Origin of the sequence: Dyella kyungheensis (genome assembly GCF_049913195.1) — a bacterium.
Lineage (GTDB): Bacteria > Pseudomonadota > Gammaproteobacteria > Xanthomonadales > Rhodanobacteraceae > Dyella > Dyella kyungheensis.
In genome coordinates, this window is the sequence record NZ_CP183983.1 from 2,928,225 (window position 1) to 2,949,592 (window position 21,368).

General features: G+C 62.8%; 38 protein-coding genes and 1 tRNA gene. All 39 read right to left on the reverse strand.

Annotated features, from left to right (window positions below; all coding sequences use genetic code 11):
• Positions 1–35: 35 nt before the first annotated feature.
• Positions 36–683 (reverse strand): phage tail protein, encoded by a 648-nt coding sequence (locus ACN9MB_RS13025; RefSeq protein ID WP_426269142.1) that lies wholly within the window; start codon positions 681–683, stop codon positions 36–38.
• Positions 684–821: 138 nt separating this feature from the next.
• Positions 822–1,235, reverse strand: coding sequence for a phage tail terminator-like protein (locus tag ACN9MB_RS13030; protein WP_426269143.1), 414 nt, complete (start codon positions 1,233–1,235; stop codon positions 822–824).
• Positions 1,225–1,680 (reverse strand): hypothetical protein, encoded by a 456-nt coding sequence (locus ACN9MB_RS13035; protein WP_426269144.1) that lies wholly within the window; start codon positions 1,678–1,680, stop codon positions 1,225–1,227. Before ACN9MB_RS13035 ends, ACN9MB_RS13030 begins: the two co-directional genes overlap by 11 nt.
• The gene (locus tag ACN9MB_RS13040) at positions 1,673–2,029 is read right to left on the reverse strand and encodes a hypothetical protein (protein ID WP_426269145.1); all 357 of its coding nucleotides are present in this window, start codon (positions 2,027–2,029) and stop codon (positions 1,673–1,675) included. Before ACN9MB_RS13040 ends, ACN9MB_RS13035 begins: the two co-directional genes overlap by 8 nt.
• Positions 2,026–2,208 carry a hypothetical protein gene (locus tag ACN9MB_RS13045; protein WP_426269146.1) on the reverse strand — a complete coding sequence of 61 codons (183 nt, stop codon included), beginning with the start codon at positions 2,206–2,208 and terminating at the stop codon, positions 2,026–2,028. Before ACN9MB_RS13045 ends, ACN9MB_RS13040 begins: the two co-directional genes overlap by 4 nt.
• Before the next feature lies 1 nt (position 2,209).
• Positions 2,210–2,698 (reverse strand): DnaT-like ssDNA-binding protein, encoded by a 489-nt coding sequence (locus tag ACN9MB_RS13050; RefSeq protein ID WP_426269147.1) that lies wholly within the window; start codon positions 2,696–2,698, stop codon positions 2,210–2,212.
• Positions 2,695–2,916 carry a hypothetical protein gene (locus tag ACN9MB_RS13055; RefSeq protein WP_426269148.1) on the reverse strand — a complete coding sequence of 74 codons (222 nt, stop codon included), beginning with the start codon at positions 2,914–2,916 and terminating at the stop codon, positions 2,695–2,697. The genes ACN9MB_RS13050 and ACN9MB_RS13055 overlap by 4 nt, the downstream gene beginning before the upstream one ends.
• 60 nt (positions 2,917–2,976) lie before the next feature.
• Entirely contained in the window at positions 2,977–4,125 is a 1,149-nt protein-coding gene (locus ACN9MB_RS13060) for a hypothetical protein (RefSeq protein ID WP_426269149.1), read from the reverse strand.
• Positions 4,126–4,152: 27 nt separating this feature from the next.
• Positions 4,153–4,908, reverse strand: a complete 756-nt coding sequence (locus ACN9MB_RS13065; RefSeq protein WP_426269150.1) for a DUF6651 domain-containing protein — start codon at positions 4,906–4,908, stop codon at positions 4,153–4,155.
• Positions 4,909–5,115: 207 nt separating this feature from the next.
• A tRNA-Thr gene (locus tag ACN9MB_RS13070) sits at positions 5,116–5,191 on the reverse strand.
• Positions 5,192–5,456: 265 nt separating this feature from the next.
• Entirely contained in the window at positions 5,457–5,633 is a 177-nt protein-coding gene (locus ACN9MB_RS13075) for a hypothetical protein (protein WP_426269151.1), read from the reverse strand.
• Positions 5,634–5,647: 14 nt separating this feature from the next.
• A complete protein-coding gene (locus ACN9MB_RS13080; protein ID WP_426269152.1) occupies positions 5,648–6,742 on the reverse strand; it encodes a phage minor head protein in 1,095 nt (364 codons plus the stop codon).
• Positions 6,729–8,144 carry a DUF4055 domain-containing protein gene (locus ACN9MB_RS13085; protein ID WP_426269153.1) on the reverse strand — a complete coding sequence of 472 codons (1,416 nt, stop codon included), beginning with the start codon at positions 8,142–8,144 and terminating at the stop codon, positions 6,729–6,731. Before ACN9MB_RS13085 ends, ACN9MB_RS13080 begins: the two co-directional genes overlap by 14 nt.
• Before the next feature lie 2 nt (positions 8,145–8,146).
• On the reverse strand, positions 8,147–9,442 hold the full coding sequence (locus tag ACN9MB_RS13090) for a terminase large subunit domain-containing protein (RefSeq protein WP_426269154.1): 1,296 nt from the start codon (positions 9,440–9,442) through the stop codon (positions 8,147–8,149).
• Positions 9,429–9,890, reverse strand: coding sequence for a DUF2280 domain-containing protein (locus ACN9MB_RS13095; RefSeq protein WP_426269155.1), 462 nt, complete (start codon positions 9,888–9,890; stop codon positions 9,429–9,431). The genes ACN9MB_RS13090 and ACN9MB_RS13095 overlap by 14 nt, the downstream gene beginning before the upstream one ends.
• A gap of 33 nt (positions 9,891–9,923) precedes the next feature.
• Positions 9,924–10,448 (reverse strand): putative metallopeptidase, encoded by a 525-nt coding sequence (locus ACN9MB_RS13100; protein WP_426269156.1) that lies wholly within the window; start codon positions 10,446–10,448, stop codon positions 9,924–9,926.
• A 116-nt stretch (positions 10,449–10,564) separates the two neighbouring features.
• Entirely contained in the window at positions 10,565–10,759 is a 195-nt protein-coding gene (locus ACN9MB_RS13105) for a hypothetical protein (protein WP_426269157.1), read from the reverse strand.
• Between the two features lie 3 nt (positions 10,760–10,762).
• A complete protein-coding gene (locus tag ACN9MB_RS13110) occupies positions 10,763–11,008 on the reverse strand; it encodes a hypothetical protein (RefSeq protein ID WP_426269159.1) in 246 nt (81 codons plus the stop codon).
• Complete coding sequence (locus tag ACN9MB_RS13115) at positions 11,005–11,130, reverse strand: hypothetical protein (RefSeq protein WP_426269160.1); 126 nt, start codon at positions 11,128–11,130, stop codon at positions 11,005–11,007. Before ACN9MB_RS13115 ends, ACN9MB_RS13110 begins: the two co-directional genes overlap by 4 nt.
• Before the next feature lie 5 nt (positions 11,131–11,135).
• Positions 11,136–11,654 carry a hypothetical protein gene (locus ACN9MB_RS13120; RefSeq protein WP_426269161.1) on the reverse strand — a complete coding sequence of 173 codons (519 nt, stop codon included), beginning with the start codon at positions 11,652–11,654 and terminating at the stop codon, positions 11,136–11,138.
• Positions 11,651–11,824: a hypothetical protein gene (locus tag ACN9MB_RS13125; protein WP_426269162.1), complete on the reverse strand. Its 174-nt coding sequence runs from the start codon at positions 11,822–11,824 to the stop codon at positions 11,651–11,653. The genes ACN9MB_RS13120 and ACN9MB_RS13125 overlap by 4 nt, the downstream gene beginning before the upstream one ends.
• Complete coding sequence (locus ACN9MB_RS13130; RefSeq protein WP_426269163.1) at positions 11,821–11,964, reverse strand: hypothetical protein; 144 nt, start codon at positions 11,962–11,964, stop codon at positions 11,821–11,823. The genes ACN9MB_RS13125 and ACN9MB_RS13130 overlap by 4 nt, the downstream gene beginning before the upstream one ends.
• Before the next feature lie 208 nt (positions 11,965–12,172).
• On the reverse strand, positions 12,173–12,664 hold the full coding sequence (locus ACN9MB_RS13135; protein WP_426269164.1) for a lysozyme: 492 nt from the start codon (positions 12,662–12,664) through the stop codon (positions 12,173–12,175).
• The gene (locus ACN9MB_RS13140) at positions 12,643–12,816 is read right to left on the reverse strand and encodes a hypothetical protein (RefSeq protein ID WP_426269165.1); all 174 of its coding nucleotides are present in this window, start codon (positions 12,814–12,816) and stop codon (positions 12,643–12,645) included. The genes ACN9MB_RS13135 and ACN9MB_RS13140 overlap by 22 nt, the downstream gene beginning before the upstream one ends.
• Positions 12,816–13,052 carry a hypothetical protein gene (locus ACN9MB_RS13145; RefSeq protein ID WP_426269166.1) on the reverse strand — a complete coding sequence of 79 codons (237 nt, stop codon included), beginning with the start codon at positions 13,050–13,052 and terminating at the stop codon, positions 12,816–12,818. Before ACN9MB_RS13145 ends, ACN9MB_RS13140 begins: the two co-directional genes overlap by 1 nt.
• The gene (locus ACN9MB_RS13150; protein ID WP_426269167.1) at positions 13,049–13,486 is read right to left on the reverse strand and encodes a hypothetical protein; all 438 of its coding nucleotides are present in this window, start codon (positions 13,484–13,486) and stop codon (positions 13,049–13,051) included. The genes ACN9MB_RS13145 and ACN9MB_RS13150 overlap by 4 nt, the downstream gene beginning before the upstream one ends.
• The gene (locus ACN9MB_RS13155; protein WP_426269168.1) at positions 13,483–14,529 is read right to left on the reverse strand and encodes a hypothetical protein; all 1,047 of its coding nucleotides are present in this window, start codon (positions 14,527–14,529) and stop codon (positions 13,483–13,485) included. Before ACN9MB_RS13155 ends, ACN9MB_RS13150 begins: the two co-directional genes overlap by 4 nt.
• 147 nt (positions 14,530–14,676) lie before the next feature.
• On the reverse strand, positions 14,677–15,159 hold the full coding sequence (locus tag ACN9MB_RS13160; protein ID WP_426269169.1) for a dATP/dGTP diphosphohydrolase domain-containing protein: 483 nt from the start codon (positions 15,157–15,159) through the stop codon (positions 14,677–14,679).
• A gap of 3 nt (positions 15,160–15,162) precedes the next feature.
• Entirely contained in the window at positions 15,163–15,339 is a 177-nt protein-coding gene (locus tag ACN9MB_RS13165; RefSeq protein ID WP_426269170.1) for a hypothetical protein, read from the reverse strand.
• Between the two features lie 269 nt (positions 15,340–15,608).
• Positions 15,609–16,136 (reverse strand): GIY-YIG nuclease family protein, encoded by a 528-nt coding sequence (locus ACN9MB_RS13170; protein ID WP_426269171.1) that lies wholly within the window; start codon positions 16,134–16,136, stop codon positions 15,609–15,611.
• Positions 16,133–16,624, reverse strand: coding sequence for a hypothetical protein (locus tag ACN9MB_RS13175; RefSeq protein ID WP_426269172.1), 492 nt, complete (start codon positions 16,622–16,624; stop codon positions 16,133–16,135). The genes ACN9MB_RS13170 and ACN9MB_RS13175 overlap by 4 nt, the downstream gene beginning before the upstream one ends.
• A complete protein-coding gene (locus ACN9MB_RS13180) occupies positions 16,614–16,859 on the reverse strand; it encodes a hypothetical protein (protein ID WP_426269173.1) in 246 nt (81 codons plus the stop codon). Before ACN9MB_RS13180 ends, ACN9MB_RS13175 begins: the two co-directional genes overlap by 11 nt.
• 75 nt (positions 16,860–16,934) lie before the next feature.
• Complete coding sequence (locus ACN9MB_RS13185; RefSeq protein WP_426269174.1) at positions 16,935–18,470, reverse strand: DNA cytosine methyltransferase; 1,536 nt, start codon at positions 18,468–18,470, stop codon at positions 16,935–16,937.
• Positions 18,467–18,781: a hypothetical protein gene (locus ACN9MB_RS13190; protein WP_426269175.1), complete on the reverse strand. Its 315-nt coding sequence runs from the start codon at positions 18,779–18,781 to the stop codon at positions 18,467–18,469. Before ACN9MB_RS13190 ends, ACN9MB_RS13185 begins: the two co-directional genes overlap by 4 nt.
• Positions 18,778–19,197: a DUF1364 domain-containing protein gene (locus ACN9MB_RS13195; protein WP_426269176.1), complete on the reverse strand. Its 420-nt coding sequence runs from the start codon at positions 19,195–19,197 to the stop codon at positions 18,778–18,780. Before ACN9MB_RS13195 ends, ACN9MB_RS13190 begins: the two co-directional genes overlap by 4 nt.
• Entirely contained in the window at positions 19,194–19,490 is a 297-nt protein-coding gene (locus tag ACN9MB_RS13200) for a hypothetical protein (RefSeq protein ID WP_426269177.1), read from the reverse strand. The genes ACN9MB_RS13195 and ACN9MB_RS13200 overlap by 4 nt, the downstream gene beginning before the upstream one ends.
• The gene (locus tag ACN9MB_RS13205; RefSeq protein WP_426269178.1) at positions 19,487–19,771 is read right to left on the reverse strand and encodes a hypothetical protein; all 285 of its coding nucleotides are present in this window, start codon (positions 19,769–19,771) and stop codon (positions 19,487–19,489) included. The genes ACN9MB_RS13200 and ACN9MB_RS13205 overlap by 4 nt, the downstream gene beginning before the upstream one ends.
• The gene (locus ACN9MB_RS13210) at positions 19,755–20,429 is read right to left on the reverse strand and encodes a DUF6475 domain-containing protein (protein WP_426269179.1); all 675 of its coding nucleotides are present in this window, start codon (positions 20,427–20,429) and stop codon (positions 19,755–19,757) included. The genes ACN9MB_RS13205 and ACN9MB_RS13210 overlap by 17 nt, the downstream gene beginning before the upstream one ends.
• Positions 20,416–21,267, reverse strand: a complete 852-nt coding sequence (locus ACN9MB_RS13215) for a YdaU family protein (RefSeq protein WP_426269180.1) — start codon at positions 21,265–21,267, stop codon at positions 20,416–20,418. The genes ACN9MB_RS13210 and ACN9MB_RS13215 overlap by 14 nt, the downstream gene beginning before the upstream one ends.
• Between the last annotated feature and the right edge of the window lie 101 nt (positions 21,268–21,368).

Below are 21,368 nucleotides of genomic sequence, written 5' to 3' on the forward strand. Positions count from 1 at the left end.
ACCAGGGGCTGAGGGGTAACTGCTTGTGGTGTTGCTTACGAGGCGTAGCGCACCGGCTCAGCCAGCAGCGACAGCGTGACCTGGCAGGCCATGATCTCGTTGACGGTCAGGCTGGGCGTCTTGTTGAGCGAGATGTACGCGTTGTAGAGCAGCACGGCGCCATTCGGCAGCGTGATCTTCACGGCGCGCGGCAGGCGGTCGTCGTTGGCCGTGCTCGCCAACTGATAGCCGGGCTGATCCGGGTCGTCCGCAACGCTGAAGGTCAAGCCGGCCGCGTTCTTGAAGGTCGGGATGCGCTTCTGTGCATCGCCCTCCAGGAACTGGTAGGTCAGGAACTGCTGGTCGCCGCCGTCGGAGGCCGAGGTCAGGATCTGGGACAACTGGGTCCAGCCGGTGATCTTGCGCACCGACCCCGCACCGCCGCCATCCGGGTAGATGCTCGTCAGCGTGGAATCGATACCCTCAAGCGAGAAGGCATCGGTGGCCGCCGCGGCGACACGCACAACCTTGTCGGTCAGGCGCGACCAGCCGCTGGTAACTTCGACGAAATCGCCGTTGGTGTAGCCGTTGCCAGTGCAGCTCGCCACGCCGGGATTGGCGTTCGAGATGTCGCTGACGGTCTTGGGCGTTGCATAGCCGCTGGCAATCGCCACCAGCGCGCCGTTGGGGAGCGAAACAGACATGGACGTGTCCTTCTAGAAGGGATGCGTCGCCTCGCGGCGATGCGGAACGGCTGTCTCACGACAGTCGGTTCCAGCCTGTGCACAGGCTGGAATAGGTGCTCGCGTCAGCGGCGTCTCACGACGGGGCTTGGCGAGGCTTTAAATGGTGTCGGCGCGGTACTCGAATGAGACCGGCACGATGAAACTCACGCTGTCCGGCGCGCCCTGCGCGGCAGTGACAGGAGTGACGATTTGCAGCGTCAGGCCAGGGACGGCAATGCGCTGGTTGAGCGGAAAGAGTGTCGCGAGTTCGTCGGCGATTCCTTCAGCCGCGCCCGGGCCCGCATTTAGCGGCGCGACGACGCTCACCTGGTAGACACCGCTGTATTCGCGATGGGCGCCGGCAAGGTCTTGGCTCGATGTCCTGGCCGGCAGCAAGAAGCCGCGTAGGTACGCACCAGCCGGCGGCGTGAACGGCACATTCTCGAAGGCGACCTGCAGCGCCGGTGCGCGCGCGGCGGCCCACGCCGAGAGCTGCGTCTCGATAGCGCGTCGGCAAAGCTTATTGCTCACTGTTTGCCTCGGCCGCGGCTCGGTTGACGTACTGTTGGAACTCGGCCACCGTCACGCGGACCACGCCCTGCGGCGCCTGCACGCCCGAATGCCCCATCTCGATGGGGATCGCATAAGGCAGCGAGTTGGTGATGCAAATGTCCTTGACGCCATCAGCACCGCCGATGACTGCCGAGCCGCGATCAACGGTTGTCGATCCGCTCTGGTCGATGTCGTCGGTCGTCGTGGTGTCGGGATCGACGAGCGAGACGTTCCAGTTCGCACGGAATCGGCCGCCCGAGTATCCCGCCGGCGGCTTGTGCGCCCACAGATCAGGGTTGCCAACAGGCGAGCGTTGCACGACCGAGCTGAGGATGTCGATCGACACCTTCCGCACGACCTGCCGCGCCTGCTCCGGCGCCTTCTTGGCGAACGCCTGTAGCGACAGCGTGAACGACTCAGCCACGGAGTTGAGCCTCGAACAGGACCGGCACGCCAGCGGGCGACACAGGCTTGACGCTGATCACGCTGAATGTCTTGCCCTGCCACACGAACTGATCGCCCTGCTTGGGTTCTACGTCCGGCGCGCAAAACGCCTGCTGGTCGCCCTGCAAGATCAGGGTGTTGTCGATGTACCTCTGCGGCATGGCGATGACGACGGCAGTCGACGGCAGGCTGTCGTAGTTCGGCACGACTGTGCCGCTCGTCGAGTCGTATGCCGTGCCTGACTCGCGCATGATCGTGCACGCGGCGCCAAAGCGCTTCAGAAGCCGCGTGGCCGTGGCTGCAGTGTTCGGGTAGTCGAAGGCGGTCACGCCGTTTGCTCTTCGTCAGTAATCTCGAACTGATCTAAGCTGAGAACGACGTCCAGCGTCAGTATCTCGTTCACGCGCGGCTCGCTCAGCTTCACCGACAGCACACCATCAATCTTGTGGCCATCGATATAGGTGTCGTAGCCGCCCGCCTTTCGTTTGACCAGCTTCACGCTTGCCATGTCAGCACCTCACCACCGCAATCTGGCCGCCGCCGAGCGTGTACGACGACAGCATGGCGTCGACCGCGGCGTAGCGCGGATTCTGGCGCGCGCCCTGGGCATACTCGACCGTGATAGGCCCGACGGTCTCGCGCGTGACCTGCGAGCCCTCGTCCGCAGACAGATCGCCGGCGGATGCGCGGACAGCCAGTTCGGCATTGGCCCTGGCAATCGCCAGGGGCACCCTGTCGCTCGGCACGTGAACGCGATCCACGACGACGCACTTGCGCGGCCAGCTGAGGGTCTGCGTCTTCGTGGCCCGCATGCCCTTCCACGTGTAGACGCCTTCCATGTAGTCACAACCCTTACGCAGGGCTGCTTCCTTGGCTGTGGTGTCGAGGTCAGCCCAATCCGCATTGCCGCGCGCAGCGAAATACGCATCCGCATCGGCAACCGAGATGTAGGCCTCCGCGCCGGCGACGCCCGAGCCGTCCTCGACTAGCAGGCTCATGCTTCGGGCTTCTTCCAGCCCAAACTGGCGTGCTCATCCACATGGTTCGGATGGACATGCAGCTTGTGGCCGTCCTTGACCAGCAGGACCAGGCCTTCGTATTTCTTCGCGCCACGCGGAGCCGGCGTCGGCGTCGGCGCGGGAGCCTTCTCGACCTCCGGCTCGTTCTCGCCGTCGTTTTCCGTATCGATGGGCGGCAGTTCGGTTTCGTCGGACATTGCTCGTTCCTTTTGAGGGAGGAAACGACCGGGGCCCGAAAGCCCCGGTCATCAGGTCGATCAGCCCATCAGAAGCGCGATATGCGACGATTTGATCGCCGCACAGCCCCAAGCAAGGGCCACTTCGTACTTCACCTGGCGGTACTGGCGGTACACGCGGATTTCGAACGTCAGGCCGCTCACCGGATCGGTGATGGTCATGGCGTCGTCGGCCGAGTCGCCGCCGTCAGGCACAGCCGGAGCACGTGCAGCCAGCACAATGGCGCTGCGCGAGAACGCGACGTTCGGGATGTAGCTATTGCCGATCGTCAGCGCATTGGCGGTCGGGATGACGATGCGAGCGCCCGGGTAGTTCAGGGCGATCGCACCAGGAGCTGCCACACCGGTGCCGACCACGTACTTGTTGGCGGTGTCCGCGGCAAACGTCACCACGTCGCCGGCCAGAACTGTGCCGGAGCCGGTCGCCAGCGTGATGCCCGTGGCACCGACCGCCGTGCTGCCGCTGGTGACGTAGCTCGCACCGGTGCCCTTCACGTGCTGGGCGATGCCGGCGGAGTAACGCAGGGCGAAGTTCTGCACGCGATCCGTCAGGCCGTTGCGCAGCATGTCGCTCGAGCCGGCTTCATTGACCTTGAACAGCACCGACTGCTTGCCGCGAAGATTGGCCATGGCCGCCGAACCAAGCACGAGCTGGCGATCCACCAACGGCGAACCGTTGTCGTCCAGGATCTGAGCGACGCCGGCGAAGTCCGACAGGTCGCCCGCCGTACCGAACGGCGCGGTGCCGGCGGTGCCGTAGGCTCGGGACGCACCCGCAGTGGCCGCGGCGGACAGGTCAAGCTCGATCGCGTTCACCAGCTTGCGCATGGCATCGGTGAACTGGTCGGCCAGCACCTGGTTGTAGGTGCCCGTCGAGCCAACAGCGCGCTGCTCCTCACCGTTCCACAGGACCGGCGCGGCCTTGGACTTGGTGATCGTGATGTCGGTATAGCCGACGGTCGTGCTGCCGGAGTTGGCGGGCTGCTGGCCGGCCACAATGTCTTCCAGGTCGCCCGACACGCCAAGCGGCACACGAACGGTCTGGCCGACGGCGGCGCGCTCGGCATTGCTGTCCGAACGGACGGCGGGAATGAAGCCCACCATCTCGCGCGAGACAACGTTGAGAGCTTCGTACAGGGTGGGGATGATCCCCGTCAGGGTATTGCTCATGCGTGTGTTTCCTCGGTGGGATGGGTGTTAGTCGGTAACGACGCCGCCGCCCTTCATGTGCTCGATGCGAGCACTGGGATCGAGCGCGTCGAAGGCCTTCCGATTGATCGTCTTGCTGCCGCCACCATTGCCACCGCCCTGGCCTGCGCCCGAGCCGCTCGCTCCGCTGCCCTTCAGGATCTGGTCCCGATACGGGTACTGCTCGACGAGCAGTTCCAGCGCTTCATCGAAGCCAGCGAGTTCGCCCGGGTTCGCGCGGGAGTACAGCTTGTTCCCGTTCGCGTCCTTGGCGACGACCTTGCCGTCTTCGAGGGAGAAGGCCGAACCGAAGCGCGCCTGTACGAGGTCAGCCGGGATGGCCGCTTTCTCGGTGATGAACTTGGAACGCGAAAAGCTGCCGCCGATCTTCTCGGCGTGGAGCTGCTGTTCCAGGGTCTTGGCGCGGTTGTCGGACTCGCTGAGTCGGGTCTCGAACGCCTTGCTGATCTCGCCCTTCACCTTCTCGATCTCGCCGGCATCCACCAGCTTCTTGGCGTCGAGATTGGCGACGGTTTCGAGTGCCTTGAGCGCAGCACCGGGGTCGGTGATGGCCTCGAAGGGCTTCAGCTTGCCCTCGGCGGCCTCGGCTCGCTCGCGGTGACTCTTCGCCTCACCATTGAGGCGGGAGATCGTGGCGACCGTGCCCGGTGCATCGAAGGCGACTTCTTTGCCGTCGTCCGATACATAGACGGGCTTGCCGTCCTGGACAACGACGTGACCTTGCTCATCAAGCTTGAGTTTCATGGTGGGGTATTTCCTTAGCCATCCGGCTTGAACGACCCATCCGGGTCACTGCGCCCGACGGCATCCGCCGTTTGGGCAATAAAAAACCCCGCCGGAGCGGGGTTTGGTTTGAGTGGCGGAAGGTTGATGAGTCGAACACCCTACCTCTCGGTAGCCTCCGGGTTCGAACCGGATTGGGCACCACTGCCCGGAACCTTCCTGAAAAGCTGGAGCCGATCGCAGGAGTCGAACCTGCAACCTCACACTTACAAGGAGCGTGCTCTGCCAGTTGAGCTAGATCGGCGTGTCCATCTCGCGCCGCCTGCCCTGCATGAGGCAGGTCAGGCAGAGCTTCGTTGTGATGTTGCCGGTGCGCGCGGTGACGTATTCGTGACCGCCGCAGCTGCTACAGGAAGGAATGGCCTGTATCCGGCTCTTGCGCATCTTCTGGCGTACGCGCTCGACCGGAGTGTCCGGCGGCGGCGTTCCATGGATGATGCGTAATTTTGGCATGTGGATCAGGATGAGCCGGTGTGTAAAGCGGTGTCAAGCAGCGTATCGGAATCAACCTACAGGTAGAAATCGCCCACCTGGAAGGCATCGTCGCGCTTACCCGGCGGTTCGTCGAACTGGTTTACGCCGCAGACCTTGCCATACGACTCGTCACCGAGCCATGTGAAAACGTCCCGGTCGCCATGTTCGTCGATCATGGCCTGGAGTTGCTTGATCAGTTCGCTCGCCTTCATGGCCAGATTCTACCTCAGGCGCCTGATCGAGCTGAGAGCTTGCTCAGCGTCAGAAACTGCCCCTTGTCGTTATAGAACTGGCCGAACGAGACGTTGCCGGATCGGTACATCTTGGCGCGCTCGGGACCGAGAATCTCGTCCTGACGCGCCGCAGGCTGTTTGGCGAACCACTGCGCATAGGTCTGATCCGCCGGAACCTGGCCGTCCATCGAAGCGCGCGCACCGGCCGGCATCTCGTCGGCGTCGATGCCCAGCTCGCGCCAGGACTTCAACACCGGCACCGATACCGAGCGGCAGTTGAAGTGCAGCCGGCCGGGACCTTCGCCCCAAGGGATCGAATGCCCAATCGGCTTGTGTGTATCAGCCGTGTAACGCAGTCCATCACGGATGCGGCACATCGGCGATGTCCGCGTGTCCAGGGTGGAGACCCACTCTACCGCCTTCACCAGGTCGGCATTGGCGTCCATCATGGACTGCCGCGCCGTCTGCGCCGTATGGCTCAGGGCGGTCTGCACGACAGCAGCCAGCTCGCGCCGCGGTCGTTCCAGGATGCCATCCCGGTAGTTCATCGCCCGCGAGCCGCGGATCGACTTGATGATGTCCGATGTCGTCTTGCCTTCCACGAACCCGGCACGCACCGCATTGCGGATCGCGTTCAATCGCGAGGCTTCGAGGTTCGATGCCCAGTCGCGGAGCAGCCGGCCCTGGAACGGCCGAGACACCGCCGCCGCATAGACCTGATCGGCACTCACCGCTGCGACCGGAAACTTGGTCAGCACCTGCGCCGGCAGCGCCGCACGCATGCCACTCGCCTGCGCTGTCGATTCCACGCCGGCCAGGTCTTTCATCTCCGACTGCAGGTCGACCAGGATCGCCACGTAGGCCTGCTGGTTGAGCGATCGCACCGACTCGATCAGGGTATTGAGCCGCTCGACCGTGAAACTCTCGCGATCCAGGCGAAGAAGCGCCTCGCCGAGCTGCGCGGTCAGGCGCGCGTCCGTCCTGTTCAGCACCGCGATGATCCGTTGCACAACCCCGTTGGCGAACCGCCGCAGGTCGTGCTCGTGATCGATGGCCCAGTCCTGCAGGCCTTGATTAACCGTTGTCATTCAACTCTGCACCGGCGCCGAGCGTCGGCGGCTTGAGCGCAGCCACTTCCGACTCGGCAGCCGCGGCCTCCTCGGCGGGATCGATGTCTTCGCTGAGCACGCCGCGGCGCTGCAGCTCCTTGATCGCCGTTTCGCCCGTGATCACGCCGGCAAGATGTGCGTCCTTGATCAGCGCCGCACTGGCCTCGCCCATCGTGGCCGCACCGAAGTCCTTGAACAACGTGACGCGCGGCGCGGTCATGCCGACGTACTCGCCGGCGAACATCAGCGCCTGGTCGAGCGAGTCCTCGAAGTCCTCAGTGATGCGCTGCAGCTCGCACTTGTTGCCCTCGGCGTCGTTGGACGACTCCGTGGCGGTGCGCGTGCCGGGCTTCTTGACCAGCAACTCGGCGCCAGCCTGAATCATCTGCTGTTCCAGCGCGTCCAGCGAGTCGGAACCAGCCTTGATCGACTGGCCGGTGTGCTCGACCCACTTCAACTCCGCTTGGGCCGGCAACCTGACGGCCGAGGATGCTCCAACAACAAGCTTCGTTTCGTCGTCGGCACCGATGACCGCCAGAATCGGCACGCGAGCGGCATGCAGGATCGTGTCCTGATCCGACTGCGACTGCCAATGCTTGACGTTCAAGTACGCCAGATCGATCAGTGGCGGCGTGCCGACCATGTAACGCTTGCGCCGCCCATAGAGCGGCACGTAGGGAATCTTCTGGAGCGAGGTTGTGCCCTCGTCCACTTTCACGAACTCACCGTCGCCGCCCTGCTGCTCCCACAACTCGAAGGCGCCAGGCGTCAGCACGCGGATCCGCCTCACGCAGCGCGTGCCATAGTCGCCGTCGTCGACCTCGACTTCCTCACGGAAGCGGAGCATGACGAGCTGGCCGTCGGCGTTGACCTTCCAGCCAAGAATCTGGTTGTGCATGACACGCACGAAGTACGGCCGCACGCCGGCGGCGCGCTCTGCCTGGCGCGTGGTCGCACCGGAGGCCAGCTTTGCCGAAGCAGGCACACGCGGCACATCGACGTAGATACCGGCAAGACCTTGAGCCAGGATCTCGTTCATCATCTCGGCAGCGAATACATGCAGGCTGACACCCTGGCGATCGATGTCATCGATCCAGGGCTGCCATTCCTTCATGTCAGCTTCGCTCAGCCCCGTCACCGTCGCCGGTTTCGAGAACGGCTTGCCGCCCATGACTCCCACCGTGCGGCGGTACGCAGGGAACAGCGTGGCAGTGCACAGCCGAGCCTTGTACGACTCCTCCTCTTCGGCTGGCCACTGCGGCAAATGCCGCTTGCCGCACTCGCGCATCGCACGGGTGCCGATCATGAGCGGCCGCGTCAACTCCCAGTCGCACTCAAGATGGGCGATTGCGGAAGAAATATCGTTGACGGCGACGGGCATGCTCAGATCCTAAGCGGCTGTATCAGCGCGACGCGCGGCTGGATGGGGAACTTCGAATAGATGTAGTAGCCGCCGGCGTCGTTCGTGTGGTCGGCGCCTGCTGTCTTGTCCGGCTCGCCGTTGGCCGCCCAGACCTGTTGCTCCAGGTGGTCGGCGTAGGTCGGGCAGAGATTCACGTTGACCTGGTAGCGCCGCTGCCCTGCTGCGTTGCAGAACATGGCGTTCATGGAATTGATGCGGTCCTTCACTGGCGGGTTTGCGGCGTTTACCTTCACACGGAAACCGGCCGCCTTGAGCAGCGCGATATCGGTCTCCGAGGCATTCACCGACTTGCGCGAGTCGCCCGAGGCATCGGGATAGATCGTGATCTCGCGCGTCTTCTGGAACGCGCCGTTCTCGTACCGCCAGAACCGTTCCTTGATTCGTCGGATCATGTCCGGCGTGTCGTACCCGTCGATCAGTTCGTCCACCGCACGCGGCAGCGCCTGGCGCTCGACATGCACGATGGCCGACATCTTGCCGACGTTGAAGTCCATGCCGATATGGATAGCCTCGCCGGGCAACACCACGTCGTCGCAGGCGTTGAGCTTGCGGTGGAACTGGTGATAGACAGTGCCCGACAGCAGATTGACGAACTTGCCGTCGAGATAGGCCTCGATCAGCTGCGGCGGATAGCTGGCCAGCAGCGAGGGAATGTAATCCTCGGGCAGGTTCAGCTCGTTGTCGTACGTGCTGGCCTGAACCATGCCGTACAGCGATTTCAGCTCCGGCTTGGCCCGAATCTCCTGCACCCACTGGTGATGGACGAACTGGAAGCCTTCGGGCGTCGTGGTGACGTCGATGCCGTTCTGCAGCCCATCGGCCTTCTCGCGCATACGAGCGATGATCTTTCGCCACGCCAACTGCGCCTTTACCTTCTTGAGCACGTCCAGCTCATCGACCAGCGCGCGGCCGATCTTGAAGCCTACGATCGTCTCCGGCTTCTCCATCGACCGGCAGATCACCGTGCCGCGGTATTGCCGTCCCGCGTAGAGGTGGACCTCCTTGTTTGCCTCCCGCGCTACCGTCCGCATACCCCAGTCGTGCGCTACTTCGTCCATCGTCGGGAAGAAGATGTCGCGGATCTGCGCGTACGTCGGTGCGAAGTACCCAGCGTTGACCTTCGGGAACTCCCAGAAGTGCTGGGAGAGCCCGGAGCATCCAACCCACGTCTTGCCGGAACCGAAGCCGGCGACGAAGGCGCGAAACTTGTGCGGCAGTGCGAGGAAGCTTGCCTGCGGAACGTTAAGTGTCGGCATCGCGCTTGCGAGCGTCGACGATGGCGACCTCTACGCGCGTCGGCGGCGTCGGATCATCCTGGCCGCCATCCGTCTTTGCACGGTTGACGTACATGTCGCCCGCTTCTTTGGCTGCCTGCTCGAGCAGCTGAGCGGTCAACGGCAGATTCCGCATGCCTTCGGCTTTCTCGGCGAGGCGGCCCAGAGCACGCAGCCGATAGGCGCGGTTGGCAATGGGAATCTCGGCCGTCTCTTCTCGGAACCGCTTTCGTGTGTCCTCGAACATGACCTTCCAGCGCTTCGCCAGCTCGCGGCCGGCGCGCTTGTTCGGGTCGTGAGACTCGCACTGCTGACGGCTCACCGTCAGGCCAAATTCCTCTTTGACCGCAGTCGCAACCTGCGATGGCGTGTCGAAGCAGGCCAGAGCCTGAACGATGAAGGCCTTGACCTCGTTGTTCAGATTGGCCATAGGAAAGGGGTCCGTCTCTAGTCTGTCGGGGGCTTAAGCAGACTTGAGGAGACAGGTTCCGCAGGCCCTCGCGATATCGATCTTGGCTACTTCCGGCGCCTGTTTGGCAGCCTGGAGCAGCGTCTCTACGTCCTTCGTGGCGCCGTAGCGCCGCACCACGCCGATGAACTCTTCAACGTCGTGCGCGCGCATTGCCAGCTTCGGCATGCCGTCACGTGTGAACTTAGGCACGCCGTATTCGTCCTTGGCGTGGCCGATGTGATACAGCTCGTGCTCGACCAGGGCGCAGAACTCGGCGTCGCTGCATTCACGGCAGTGATCGGCAGCTAGGGTAATCAGGAAGTCCGGCACGTGGCCAAACCATCCGTGCATCTGCTGCTCCTGACGTTCGCGCTGCCAGGCGCTGCATCGGAACATGACCTCTTCGCACTGGCCGAGAACGTACCGGCCCTGCTTGGGGAACCCGCTTGCGGCCCAGAGGAACCGGATATCGGCTCCCCGCAGGTGCGCGTGGTCTTCATTGCACAGCGGCGCGTCTTCATCGACGAAGGTCCGCATGGCCCAGGCTGCTACGTCCAGCCCTGGCGCGAATAGGTCAGGCCAACCACCGTCGGCCGTGAACTCTCCCAGGCCAGAAGGCGGGATTGGCCGCGCGAGGTCTTCCACCATCAGGCTCAGTGAACCGAGCTATTCCCGCGAACCTTCACCGGCCGGCTCTTGGTGTAGGGGCTCTCACCGCTGGCATGGACCAGTCGAACCTTGAGGCTCTCCAGATCCTTGAAGGCTTCCGGCATCTCGTCGAAGGCGTGGCCGGACACATGGTCGCGAGCCGCATCAATCTCGGCGCGGAGGGTCTTCAGGTCGGACATCGGTTATCCCAATCGGGTGATCTGTTCGGGCGGCACCAGGTCCGCTGCATGGTTGGCGTAGCTGTCGGCAGCCAGATAGGCGATGCGGGCGAGCGTGGCGCTATCGACGTCGGGCGAGATGCATTGCAGCCGCCCTTCCCCATCGGCACGAATGACGATGCAAACGCGGCCTAGCTCGAGGTATCGGCGCACCAAGTCGGCGGCTTCGATATCGAGGTCATTGACCTGTTGGCGATCGGCGTCGCTCATTCCTGACTCTTGTCGAGGTAACGTCCCGTCCAGCGTCGCCATTCAACGCGGGCGATCAGGACCAGCACGAACACAGCGGCTGCAGCCCATCCCCATGCGTAAAGCCAGCTGAGGATGGCCATATCCGCTACTTCCGCTCCGCTTCCAGGACGCCCTGCAGGCCAATCACTTGGTTGCCGAGGTCTCGCTCACGCTTGTCGGCGGCGTCGCCGGCACGAACAGCAGCGATTGAATTCGCAACGCGGTCTGCATGGGCTTGGGTGGCGGCTGCATCAGCTGCGCGGGAACGGGCGGTAGCGGCGGCGGCTTGATTACTTGCGGTGCACACGTCGGCGTCACGCAGCCGGAGAGTGCCGGCAGTAACGCCAGCGCTGACAGCATCAGCCACTGCTGGGGGTTTCGCATTGACCGCAGCCTCGTATTTCGCGCTTAGCGCGTTGAACTTGGTCTCCATGGCCGTGTGTTCGGCCTGGAACTGTGCTTGAGCCTTGACCGCCGATTGCGCGGCCGTGGCCTTGTAGTTGGCGAGCGTCGCCGCGTCACGCGTGGCTCGCACATGCCCACCGGCCAGGAACGAAGCCACCAGCAGGATCACGGCCGCGAAGAACTTGATCTCTATCCAGTAGGGCTTGATGGCTTCAATCACAGCCAGTGCCCCAAGCAGATGGCGCCTGCAAACAGGATGGATCCCAGAACAGCCGCGGCTCCCGTCAGATCGGGCATGTAGCCGCCCTGATCTTCATGGCGCCAGGCGATGAAGAAACCGACAAGCAGTATGGCAACCGGAAGCATCCACCAGTGAAGGGTGATCGTCATTTCGGCGTGAACCCATGCGTGAGGCAAAACTGGACGACCCGATCAAAGCTCGTCTGGCCGGACAGGCGGCGATGCATCGACACTAGCTTCAGCGTGAGCCACGCCCACCACTTCAGGCGGTGCGTGTACATGCCGGTCATGAGCCATTCCGGCGGTCGAATACGATGCCAATGTGGCCACATCTCTTACGTGTGTAGAGCCATACTCGGTAGCCGGTCGTCGGCGGACGTATATCGAGACGGCAGAACAGCAGGCCAAACAGCCGCCACCACGGCCATGTTTGAGGCCCATGACTGCACCTGTTCGCAGTCCATCGCCAGCCTCGCGGACTGAGGTCGATGCGAATCTTCATTGCTTCGCCCACATGTCCAAGACGGCGCGGCCCTCGCAGACGGCACGGTCATCGGTTCGGCGACGGGTCAGTCCAGGCAGCACGCGGCCGCCGGCCTTGTCCCATCGGGTCAGTTCTGCGCACGCAGCCGGCCAGTCGTTCGCCAGCGCAGCTTTCTGCAAGGTCGAACCGCACACGACGGAGCGGCCGATGTTGTATGTGGCGTCGGTCAGCGCTCCCTCGATCTGAGGTAGCTTCGGCATCGGCAGACACTGATTGACGATGCCCTGCGCCGTGGCGATATCGGCTTGCTTGAATGCCTTGCACTCGTCGGCGGTGTAGATGCGATTCGGATCGACGCCACCGGTGTGGCCATCGCACACCGTCCAGACGTTGCCATACGGATCCCAGTACGGCTTGAACTGGTCCGGCGCCGGCTCGTATTTGGCGACAAGCGCGGCCGCGATCAGTGCGGCGGCACCGCCGATCAGGCGCGCGTTCGCAGCCATCGACAGAACTGCCAGGCCTTGTGGCCAATCAGAATGAGGGAGTACACCAGCGCTGCCGCCGCGGCATAGTCGTTGATCTTCCAGCCGCCCAAGATGCTCCCCCAGAAGGCCGTGGCCATGCCCAAATTGACGTTATCGAAGGTGTTCCGCATCAGCTGCCGCCCTTAATCGCCGACAGCTTGCCGGCCTGTTGCTTGAGGTTGAGGGACTCGACGTTCACCCACTTCACGGTGTCACGGCGAAGGACGAACAGCGCGCCGTCGCGGACGATGGCCGCGTGTGATTTCGTCAGCTCGAAGAACTCGACCGGATCGGCGAGCAACACGCTGCCGTCCAGTATCTCTGTCGGCTGCGGGTCGTAGGTGTCGTCGGCCGATTCCGTGGTCACAGCGTTTGCACCTGAACAGGGCCGCCACTGTGCGGGTCGAATTGGCAGGCGATCTCGATCGCACGCGCGGCGTCGGCAGACATCGCCATGGCGCCCAGGGCGAAGTCGTCGCCCGATCCAATGGCGTAGAACTCGGAATCGATCGGACCGCTGAAATGCAGCGAGTCCATGCCGACCCACAGTGTTCCGTCTGGCTTGACCATTAGCACCCGGCAGTCGGGATCGCTTCCGTGCCATGCCTCCGGGCGGCCGCCGGCACGAAGCCATGCGATGTACTTCTCGGGCATGCCGACGATAGCCGACGTGATCCCGACCAGAGAACCATCGTCAAGACGGTGAATCTTTGCCTTGGTGCCGGGCGACGCTCGCCAACTGCCGCCATAGGCGCGCGAGTCAGAGGCCATGACGCCGGAGCGATAGGCAATGGTGCTCATGCAGCGGCTTTCACCGACACCCAAGGTGCCTCGTTCAAGGCCTTCGGGTCATCGGCAAATACCGATTCCTGGAAGGTCAGACCGCGCACCGGGTGGGTCAGCCACAGCGCCTGCATCGGCGGCTCGTAGTCGAACCGACTCTTCATGGCGTACTCATTGAAGCCAACGAGGCAGCCATTGACGATGATCTGGCCGAGATAACGCAGCTGATGCCAGTGACCCATGACCAGGACGTCGTACGGCATGCCGAGCGCGCCGTACTGCTTGCGCGTCTTGGCGTCGCCGCGCATCCACGGCAGCAGCGGACCGGTGATGCCGGAACCGCCCTTGAAGCTATCGCCATGCGTGAGCATGTAGCGCGTGCCATACACGCGGTAGGAGGCGTCGAAGCCGTCCGGGATCTGGAACGTGATGCGGTCGCGGTATTTCGGATCGGCGTGAATCGTCCTCGCCAGGAACTGATACAGCAGGAAGTCGAAGTTCAGCGCCGGGCCGTTCTTCATGCGCGGCTTGCGGTCAAGTCGGCCATGGTTGCCGGCGACGCATGGCACGTGCAGCTTGCCGAACTCGTCGCACAGGGCCTTCAGGCCAGGTACGAGCTCATCGTGCAGCGTGATGACCGACTGCATGACCGTCTCGTCGGCCGTATCGCGCAGCTCGTCGTGGATCACACCATCCACCATGTCGCCGCCCAGGATCACGACCATGCCGCCGAACTGGCCGGGCGCGAGCGTATGGCGCAACAGTTTGATGGATCCATCCACGACGCGGCGCAGGCGGCGCTTGGCGATCGTGGTGTTGTACTGGTTGACGCCGTTCACCTGGTTGGAGAACACCGTCTCGCCGAAATGCAGGTCCGAGAGCATCAGCGTGGGAACGCCGTGCACGAGCTTGCCCTTGGGCGCACTTCCCGTCAGCCACGCCGGCGGGTTCGCCACCTGCACGTCGACGTTGTGGATGATCCGCTTGATCGCGGTCAGGTCAGCGGATTCGCTGGCCAATCGCCTGTTCTCGGCCTTGAGCGCCTGGATCTCGCGCTTCATCAGCTCATTTTCGGGCGCGCGGTCGGTCGTTTCCGCTCCCTGAAATACGGCGTCAAGGTTGAACGACTTCCCGCAGTCGCGGCACTTTCGCCGGGCCGACCCGTTCTTGAAGATGCTCCCGGACTTACAGTGGGGACAGCGCATGCGTCAGTTCCCCACCAGGCCGGAATAAATGCCGTCGCAGTTCGGCGGAAGGTCGATCGACAGCGAACCGTCCGGGTTGCGTCGGATTGGTACTACGCCTTCGCGATCATCTTCGACAAATCTATATGCGGCAAACTCGTTTTGAGGATGCACCGATCCGCGCGCGTTGCGCGGTAGCGGAGCGCCCTCTTCGCGCTCCAGTTCTTCCTGGAGCAATGCCAGCGCACGCCAGGCGACCTTGGCCGTGTGGCGTACTCCGTCGGAATCCTTTGTGCCAGCATCGACCAGGTGCCTCAGGATGCAGTCAGCATGGTCGGCCGACTTGCTCCGGTCATGGTGCAGCGGCTTCCCTGGATTGTGCTGATCGTTCCCAGCTTTGCTCACGCTGGCAACTTCGGCCAGCGCATTCGGAAAGTACCAAAGCAAGCCTTCGGCCATCGGAGAGGCCTTGCGAGCGGCCGCGTCGCCAGTCAGGGAATTGGCCATACCTCAGCCGCCCTGCGTGTCGTTATCGATCAAGCCGCCACGGTCAATGCCGCCCGCCTTGCTGATGCCGTCGCCCTTGCCGCTGTTGGCGCGAAGCTTGAGTTCGGCAATGGCAGCCTCGCGGCGCTCCTGTGATGCAGCCGGTTCAAACGGACAGTCGCATTTGCGCTCAGAGCCCATGGTCGTTGCCTGAATAGGTCCGGCGCCCGTTTCCGGGGCTACGTCAGCACGGAGGCTGCGGCCGGCTCAGTCGTAAGCCCGCGAGGCGGGGCCGCAAAACAAAAGCCCCGCACTTGGCGGGGCTTGAATGGTTTCCAGCTGGCGAACCGTACGGATACCGGGCTGGATTGGCCTCATGGAGAGGCGACAAACAAAAAAGCCCTGCTTTTGGCAGGGCTTGGTAGATACACTTCTACATCTTGGAACGCTACGGGCTTTTGTCCGGACTGTCAAGCCTTTTTGAACAAGCGCCTTTTCCGGTGGGTGACGGCTACCTCGTAGGGTTTCTGGGAGGCAATGTAGCTGGCTGCCAAAGGATAACCGTCTTCGCCCAAGGTCACCTTCTCCGGAAACTTGTCCAACGGATATTTCTTGAGCGACACCTTGCCGCTGCTGAATGGATGAGGCAAACACCGGAAATGCCGCGTCTCGCCGCTGAACCCTTCGCACGCGATGCCATAGACGTCACGCTCCAAGAGATCAATATCATCTTGCGTCGCAATTCTTCCCCACACATCAAACCATTCGCCGCGCAGCTTCCGATCATCGTAGAGTTCGTGAAGGCGCGCCTCTCGTTTCGCTCCCTCCTCTCTTGTCTCCACGTCGCACGCGTATACATGCCGGATGGCGAACGGACAGCAAGTGACGTACTCGTTCAATCTTTGCCTAACGCTAGAGGCGCGACCGAGTTTGGTAAGCGTTCGTCCAGGCGTGTCGACAAGCACGGCATAGACGAAATACTCCAATGCCGCTGTCACGCAGCAGCCCTATGCGACAGTGCCCGCTCCGCCCTTTCGATGGTCATCTCCATCTTGGTCCATAGCCAGCCGGCGCCGATGTTCACCAACAAGGCAAAGTCGCGCCTGTCATCCACTTCGTCGTCTGGCTCGACACCTCGCAGGGCCAGCCAGTACGCATTCTCCGCGACGTAGAGCATGCGATGGGCGTTCCGCTTACCGGTCGGCCCGGTGCCTGCGATCAGCTTGTTGGCAAGCCATCGCGTAATCTCCGGCACTCGATCATCAACCAGCAGTGCGAAACTGTAGGCGAGCCAGGGGCCCACGTCAGTTGAGCCATTACCTCCCATCTTCAGTGCCAGGATCAGTCGCGCCTCTTCGGTCAGGCCACGCGCCGAGAATGGCGTTCCGCCGCCCGACTGTTGAGTACGAAAAGTCGTCGATCCCTGCAACCGACCGAGCCGTTCCATAATGCCGGCGCGATCCTTGCCGAAAAGTTCATTCGCCATTGGATTTCCCCTTCAGTTGTTCGTGATCGAGCTGGAACTGTTTGCCCTGCGTGTGCATGCACCGCGGGAAGATGCGGCCAGGTATCTGGCAGATGGAGCGGCCCCAGCCTTGAACACTGCGGTCGCGATGAATGCAGAGGCCACAGCCTCCGACGGCATAAATTTGTGCGCGAATTCGCTTCGCCTGCGCACGCTCGGCCTGCCGCTCGGGACCGGTCAGATGATCAGCGCTCAATGCGTTCCCCTTGCATGGCGCAAGCTTGGAGCATCCGAATGTCCGCGCTCAACTGGAAGCTGAATGGGCTAGTGCTCATGCCGCTTCTCGCATTTCATCTGTAACGGCGCGCTCGATGCGCCGTCCTATCCAGCGGATGACGTGCGTGGCCATGCTGTTGCCGAGGGCCTTGTAGCGAGGGCCGTCAGCGGCCGCGCGGCTGCATTCTTCGCGCGTCATGCGGCCGCCGCGCATCAGGTACTTGATCCAGTCCGCGTCGAGCTTTTCCGGTCGTACGGCGCGCCCGATGGGGATTAGCGTGTAGTCATCCGGAAACCCCTGCAGGCGCTCGCACTCACGCGGTGTTAGGCGACGAACACCCAACCCGGCCATCACTGCCTGAGTGGTTCCATCGGTATCCAATGGGTCACTGCGCTCTTCCCAGCTGTCAGGGTCTTGGCGTGCGTTGAAGGCGACGGCAAGCTGCCCGCCGGCGTTGGCGTGGCTACTGGCGTGACCCATGGCGCGCAGCGTCGGAGCGATCTCACCGGCATCCGCACCATAGTCTTTGCAGGTGAATGCAACGGCTTGGGCCTGCGGGCTGCTCGACCCGAGGGAGCCGAACACATCTGTACTGCTGATCGGGTCTTGACGGCTATCGAAAGCCACCGGAATCATGGTCTCGCTCTCGCTGTCGATGCGACCCATGCCGCCGGCATTGAGGCAAAGCGAAACGTCCGGTATTCCCGTCAAAACCGCCGCACCCATAGTGTTGCTACCCGGACGCGGATGCCCCCTCAGGGTATCGGCAATCAGATTGTCGCTTCCGTCTCCGCGTGGGCTGCTGTAACCGTGGTGGCCAGCGCTTGCTGCAAGGCTGGCGGCAGTGATTTGCCCCTGCGTTCGGCGCGGCGAAGTATCCCGGCGCAGGCCGTCCCACTCAAAAAGTACCGTGGCGGGATCGAACCCTGCTCGAGCACTTGCGACAACGAACACACGGCGGCGTCGTTGGGCCAGTCCGAAATATTGGGCGTCCAGGGTCCGCCATGCGACTGCTCGCCGGGGTCCATACACAGCACCAGCGTTTGACCACGAGGGGGTGTGTTCCTGCCGTTCTTTGTTCCACTTCCAGAATCGGCTGGATTTTCCAGCTGCTGGTCGTTCTGTTGGTGGTTCCAGTGGGCCATCTGAGCCGGCAAGGCCTGCCAGAAAGCACCCGAAGGCGTTGTCTTTCGTGCTGAGGACGCCGGGGACGTTTTCCCACCAGATGACGCTGTCAGGTTGCCCCGCTCGTCGGCGAACATCGTCAATTGCATTGGCCAGCTCCACGTAGCGCAGGGTAAGGTTGCCGCGTTCATCGGCGAGAGAGTTGCGCGATCCCGCCACGCTGAAGGCCTGGCACGGCGTGCCACCCACCAGCACGTCAGGGGCCGCGACCTTTCGCATCAGCACGGCTAAAGCTATCTTGGTCATGTCCCCAAGGTTCGACACGCATGGGTAGTGATGCGCCAGCACGGCCGAGGGGAACGCCTCGATCTCGGCGAACCATGCAGCCCTCCAGCCCTCCGGTTCCATAGCCACGGTGACGGCCTCGATGCCGCTGCAGACGGATCCATAGGTGATGGGGTTCACGCCGCCCTCCTCCAATTCTGTACCAGCGCCGTCGCTTCATCCACGCTGGTAACGATGGAGACCTTCTCGCCGCGCCAGTCGCGCGCGAACGCAGTCTGGTTGTCGTTGAAGCCGGCGCGGCCGTAGCGGGTGTTGGGGTTCTTCACCTCTACGAGCTGCGTCATACGGCCACGCGCACCGATTAAGCCGATGGCGAGATCAGGAAAGCCTGGAATCCCCGTTGCATGCATCTCAATCACCGAGCAGCCGAGATCGCGGAAGCGCTGGGCGATCACATCGTGATTGGCGTCTTTGCTGTTGTGGCGGTTCATGCAGCCTCCCGAGAAATCGCGACGCGAGTGCGCATCACGCCCTCGGCGTGCGCTAGTCGAATCTCTTCATACGTCCAGTCTTTAAGCTTCGCGCGTCCGTCGCACAGGTTGTGGCAAGACGCGCACGCCCACGCGCCGAAGGCATCGTCTTCCGGCTTGACGCCAATCCCGCAATAGCCAGCCAGGCGGTAATGGGCGAGAACCGTCGTTTCCCCTCCACCGTCGCAGCCAGGCAGCCGGACCATGCAAGGCTGCCCCTTGGCAAACTTGCGCAGTGGCGTCATCTTCGGCCGCGTGGCGCGGATAGGTTTGCGCTCTGTGTACGGCTGAACCAATACCGGCGCGGGCGCGGCGACAGGCTTGCTGCGTGCCTTCTGGCGCAAAGGCGTGTGCCGGCGGAGTTCAGTGCGCTTCATGCTTCGCACTCCTCGCGGCGAGTTAACGACTCAGGCTCAGCAGGCGGATCTACCTTCGCCAGTTTCCAGTCGTAGGCCATGAACCCTGTGTCGCGGTCTAAGAGCAGACCATAGTCGCCGTCGGCTCTCGCGATCCCGCGCTTGTGCCCAGGCAGGGATGGAAACTCGTGGCCGTCCTTGAATGGACCGACCGCGAAAACCGTCATGACTTGCCCGAGATATTGAATCGAGTGCGATGTTCTGGCGACGACAAGGCGAGCAAGGTCACCCTCGCGGAATCGCAGGCCGTTCATGCCGCCTCCTTGGTTGGATACCAGAGACTCTCCGTGCGGCCGTTCTCATCGAAAACGCCATCCTTCGCATAGGCGTAGCCACGTTGACGCAAGCTGTTGAGATAGGCGCTGGCAACTTTAGGCTCAACGCCAATCGTCACAGCTATCTCATCCGACAGAGACGGCCCCTCTGCGAGGATTTCCATGATTCGTGAGAAGACACTTCCAGCCCTAAGCCCGCGATTGCCGTGTCGCGAAGAACGCGAAGCCCCTTCTTCCGCCCGGTTAGGCTGCAGCGTCATGGCTAACGCCCTCCTGATGGGTAATCGTCGCCAGCGCGTTGCTCGTGGCCAGACGCATATCCGTGATGCGCAGCGCTCCGACGTCAGCCCCACGTTCAAGCACCTTCAAGGCGCGATCCTGATCGCCGACGAGTACCGGCTTCACCTCGTAGGCGACCCGACCATTCAATCGATTCTGGGATTCGCTCTCGCCCATCAGTCGAGGCGGGAATGCCGGCAGCTCGCGTCGCAGCCTATAGGAGGCATACCGGCGTTCGAACTCGCGCGCCTTGAACGGCATGTCCGATGCCTCGCATCGGCACAACGGCGTCCATCCACCCATTTCAATCAAGACAACGTGGATCAACGGATCATCGAAGACGACCGATCGGTATGCACCCACCGAGCGCACCGCACGCTCGACCTTGGCCCAGGCGCGCATGCCCTGCGTCTGCGTGGAGCCCTCAAGGAGCTTCGTAATGTCGGCTAGCTTGGGCGGAAACTGTCCGTTGTCCGGATTGCGCGCATGCAGATCGAATGCGCGTTGCACGTCTTCGTAGTCGTGCGCCGATAGTCCAGTCCAGAACACGTCAAGCAAGAACGTCGACGTGTCGCGGCCATAGTAGGCCATGACGTTCGTGAGCAGGCCGCTGAAGGCCTCCCGATCAGTCTGCTGCATGGTCGTCCTCCGAGCGATCACTCCCCTGCGCTGCCCAGGCTTGGCCTACGCGGCGGTTGCGTTCTTCGAGCTGTTCCTGCTTGTTGACAGGCGGCGCTGCGCCGTCCTGGACAACGGCGTCGCCTGCAAGGTGCCTTGCAATCGCCGTCGTGATGGCCCAGCGGCCCGGCGCCTTCTTGCGCTTGCGCCTACCCTCCATCGCGACAGCGATCAGATCCGCCCCGTCAATGCCGAGGCGCGCGGCTTCGCGCAGCTCGTCAAGCATCGCGGTCACGTCGAGGAATCCTGCTCGGCGCAGACAGAGGGCCAGCGGCACATGGGCCTCTGCGCCTGTAGCGACGTGTGTGTATTCCTCAGTTTGGCTATCTCCAGTTCTTAGGTCTGGAGACTGGTGATTGGTGTTTGGTGCTTGGTGTTTGGTGAGCTTTTCATTGGGTTCGTGCTGGGTTTCATTTTCATAACCCACATAAAACCCGCTGGGTTTTTGTTGGGTTTGTTTTGATAACCCATCGGGTTCGCTCTTGCGTGGACGGCCGCCCTTTCTCCCGTTCTCGCGAGCAGCATCGATCCGACCAGCAGCCTTCGCGATCTCAAGCTCGATCCTTCCCTTGATCCACACGCCGTCAACGAGGCGGAAGAATTCCTCCAGGACGGAATCCACGGCCGCGCACTCTTCGGCAGTACGGGCACCCGCAACGCGGTGTGCCTTATCGGCCGGAATTCCTTGCTCGGTTGCGTAGTACCTATCCATGAGAAGCGTGTACGCCCCATGCTCAAGCATCGTCAGATGCCTTGCATCCTTTGCGTAATCGCCAAGATGGCGCTCGTAGTAGTTCACGCGTCACCCTCTTGTGCCGTCGGCACGAACTCTTCCAGCGCATCCAACGCACGCACCCACGCCTGAAACTCGTCAGGGTCGAACCCGTGGTAGTTGAAGGC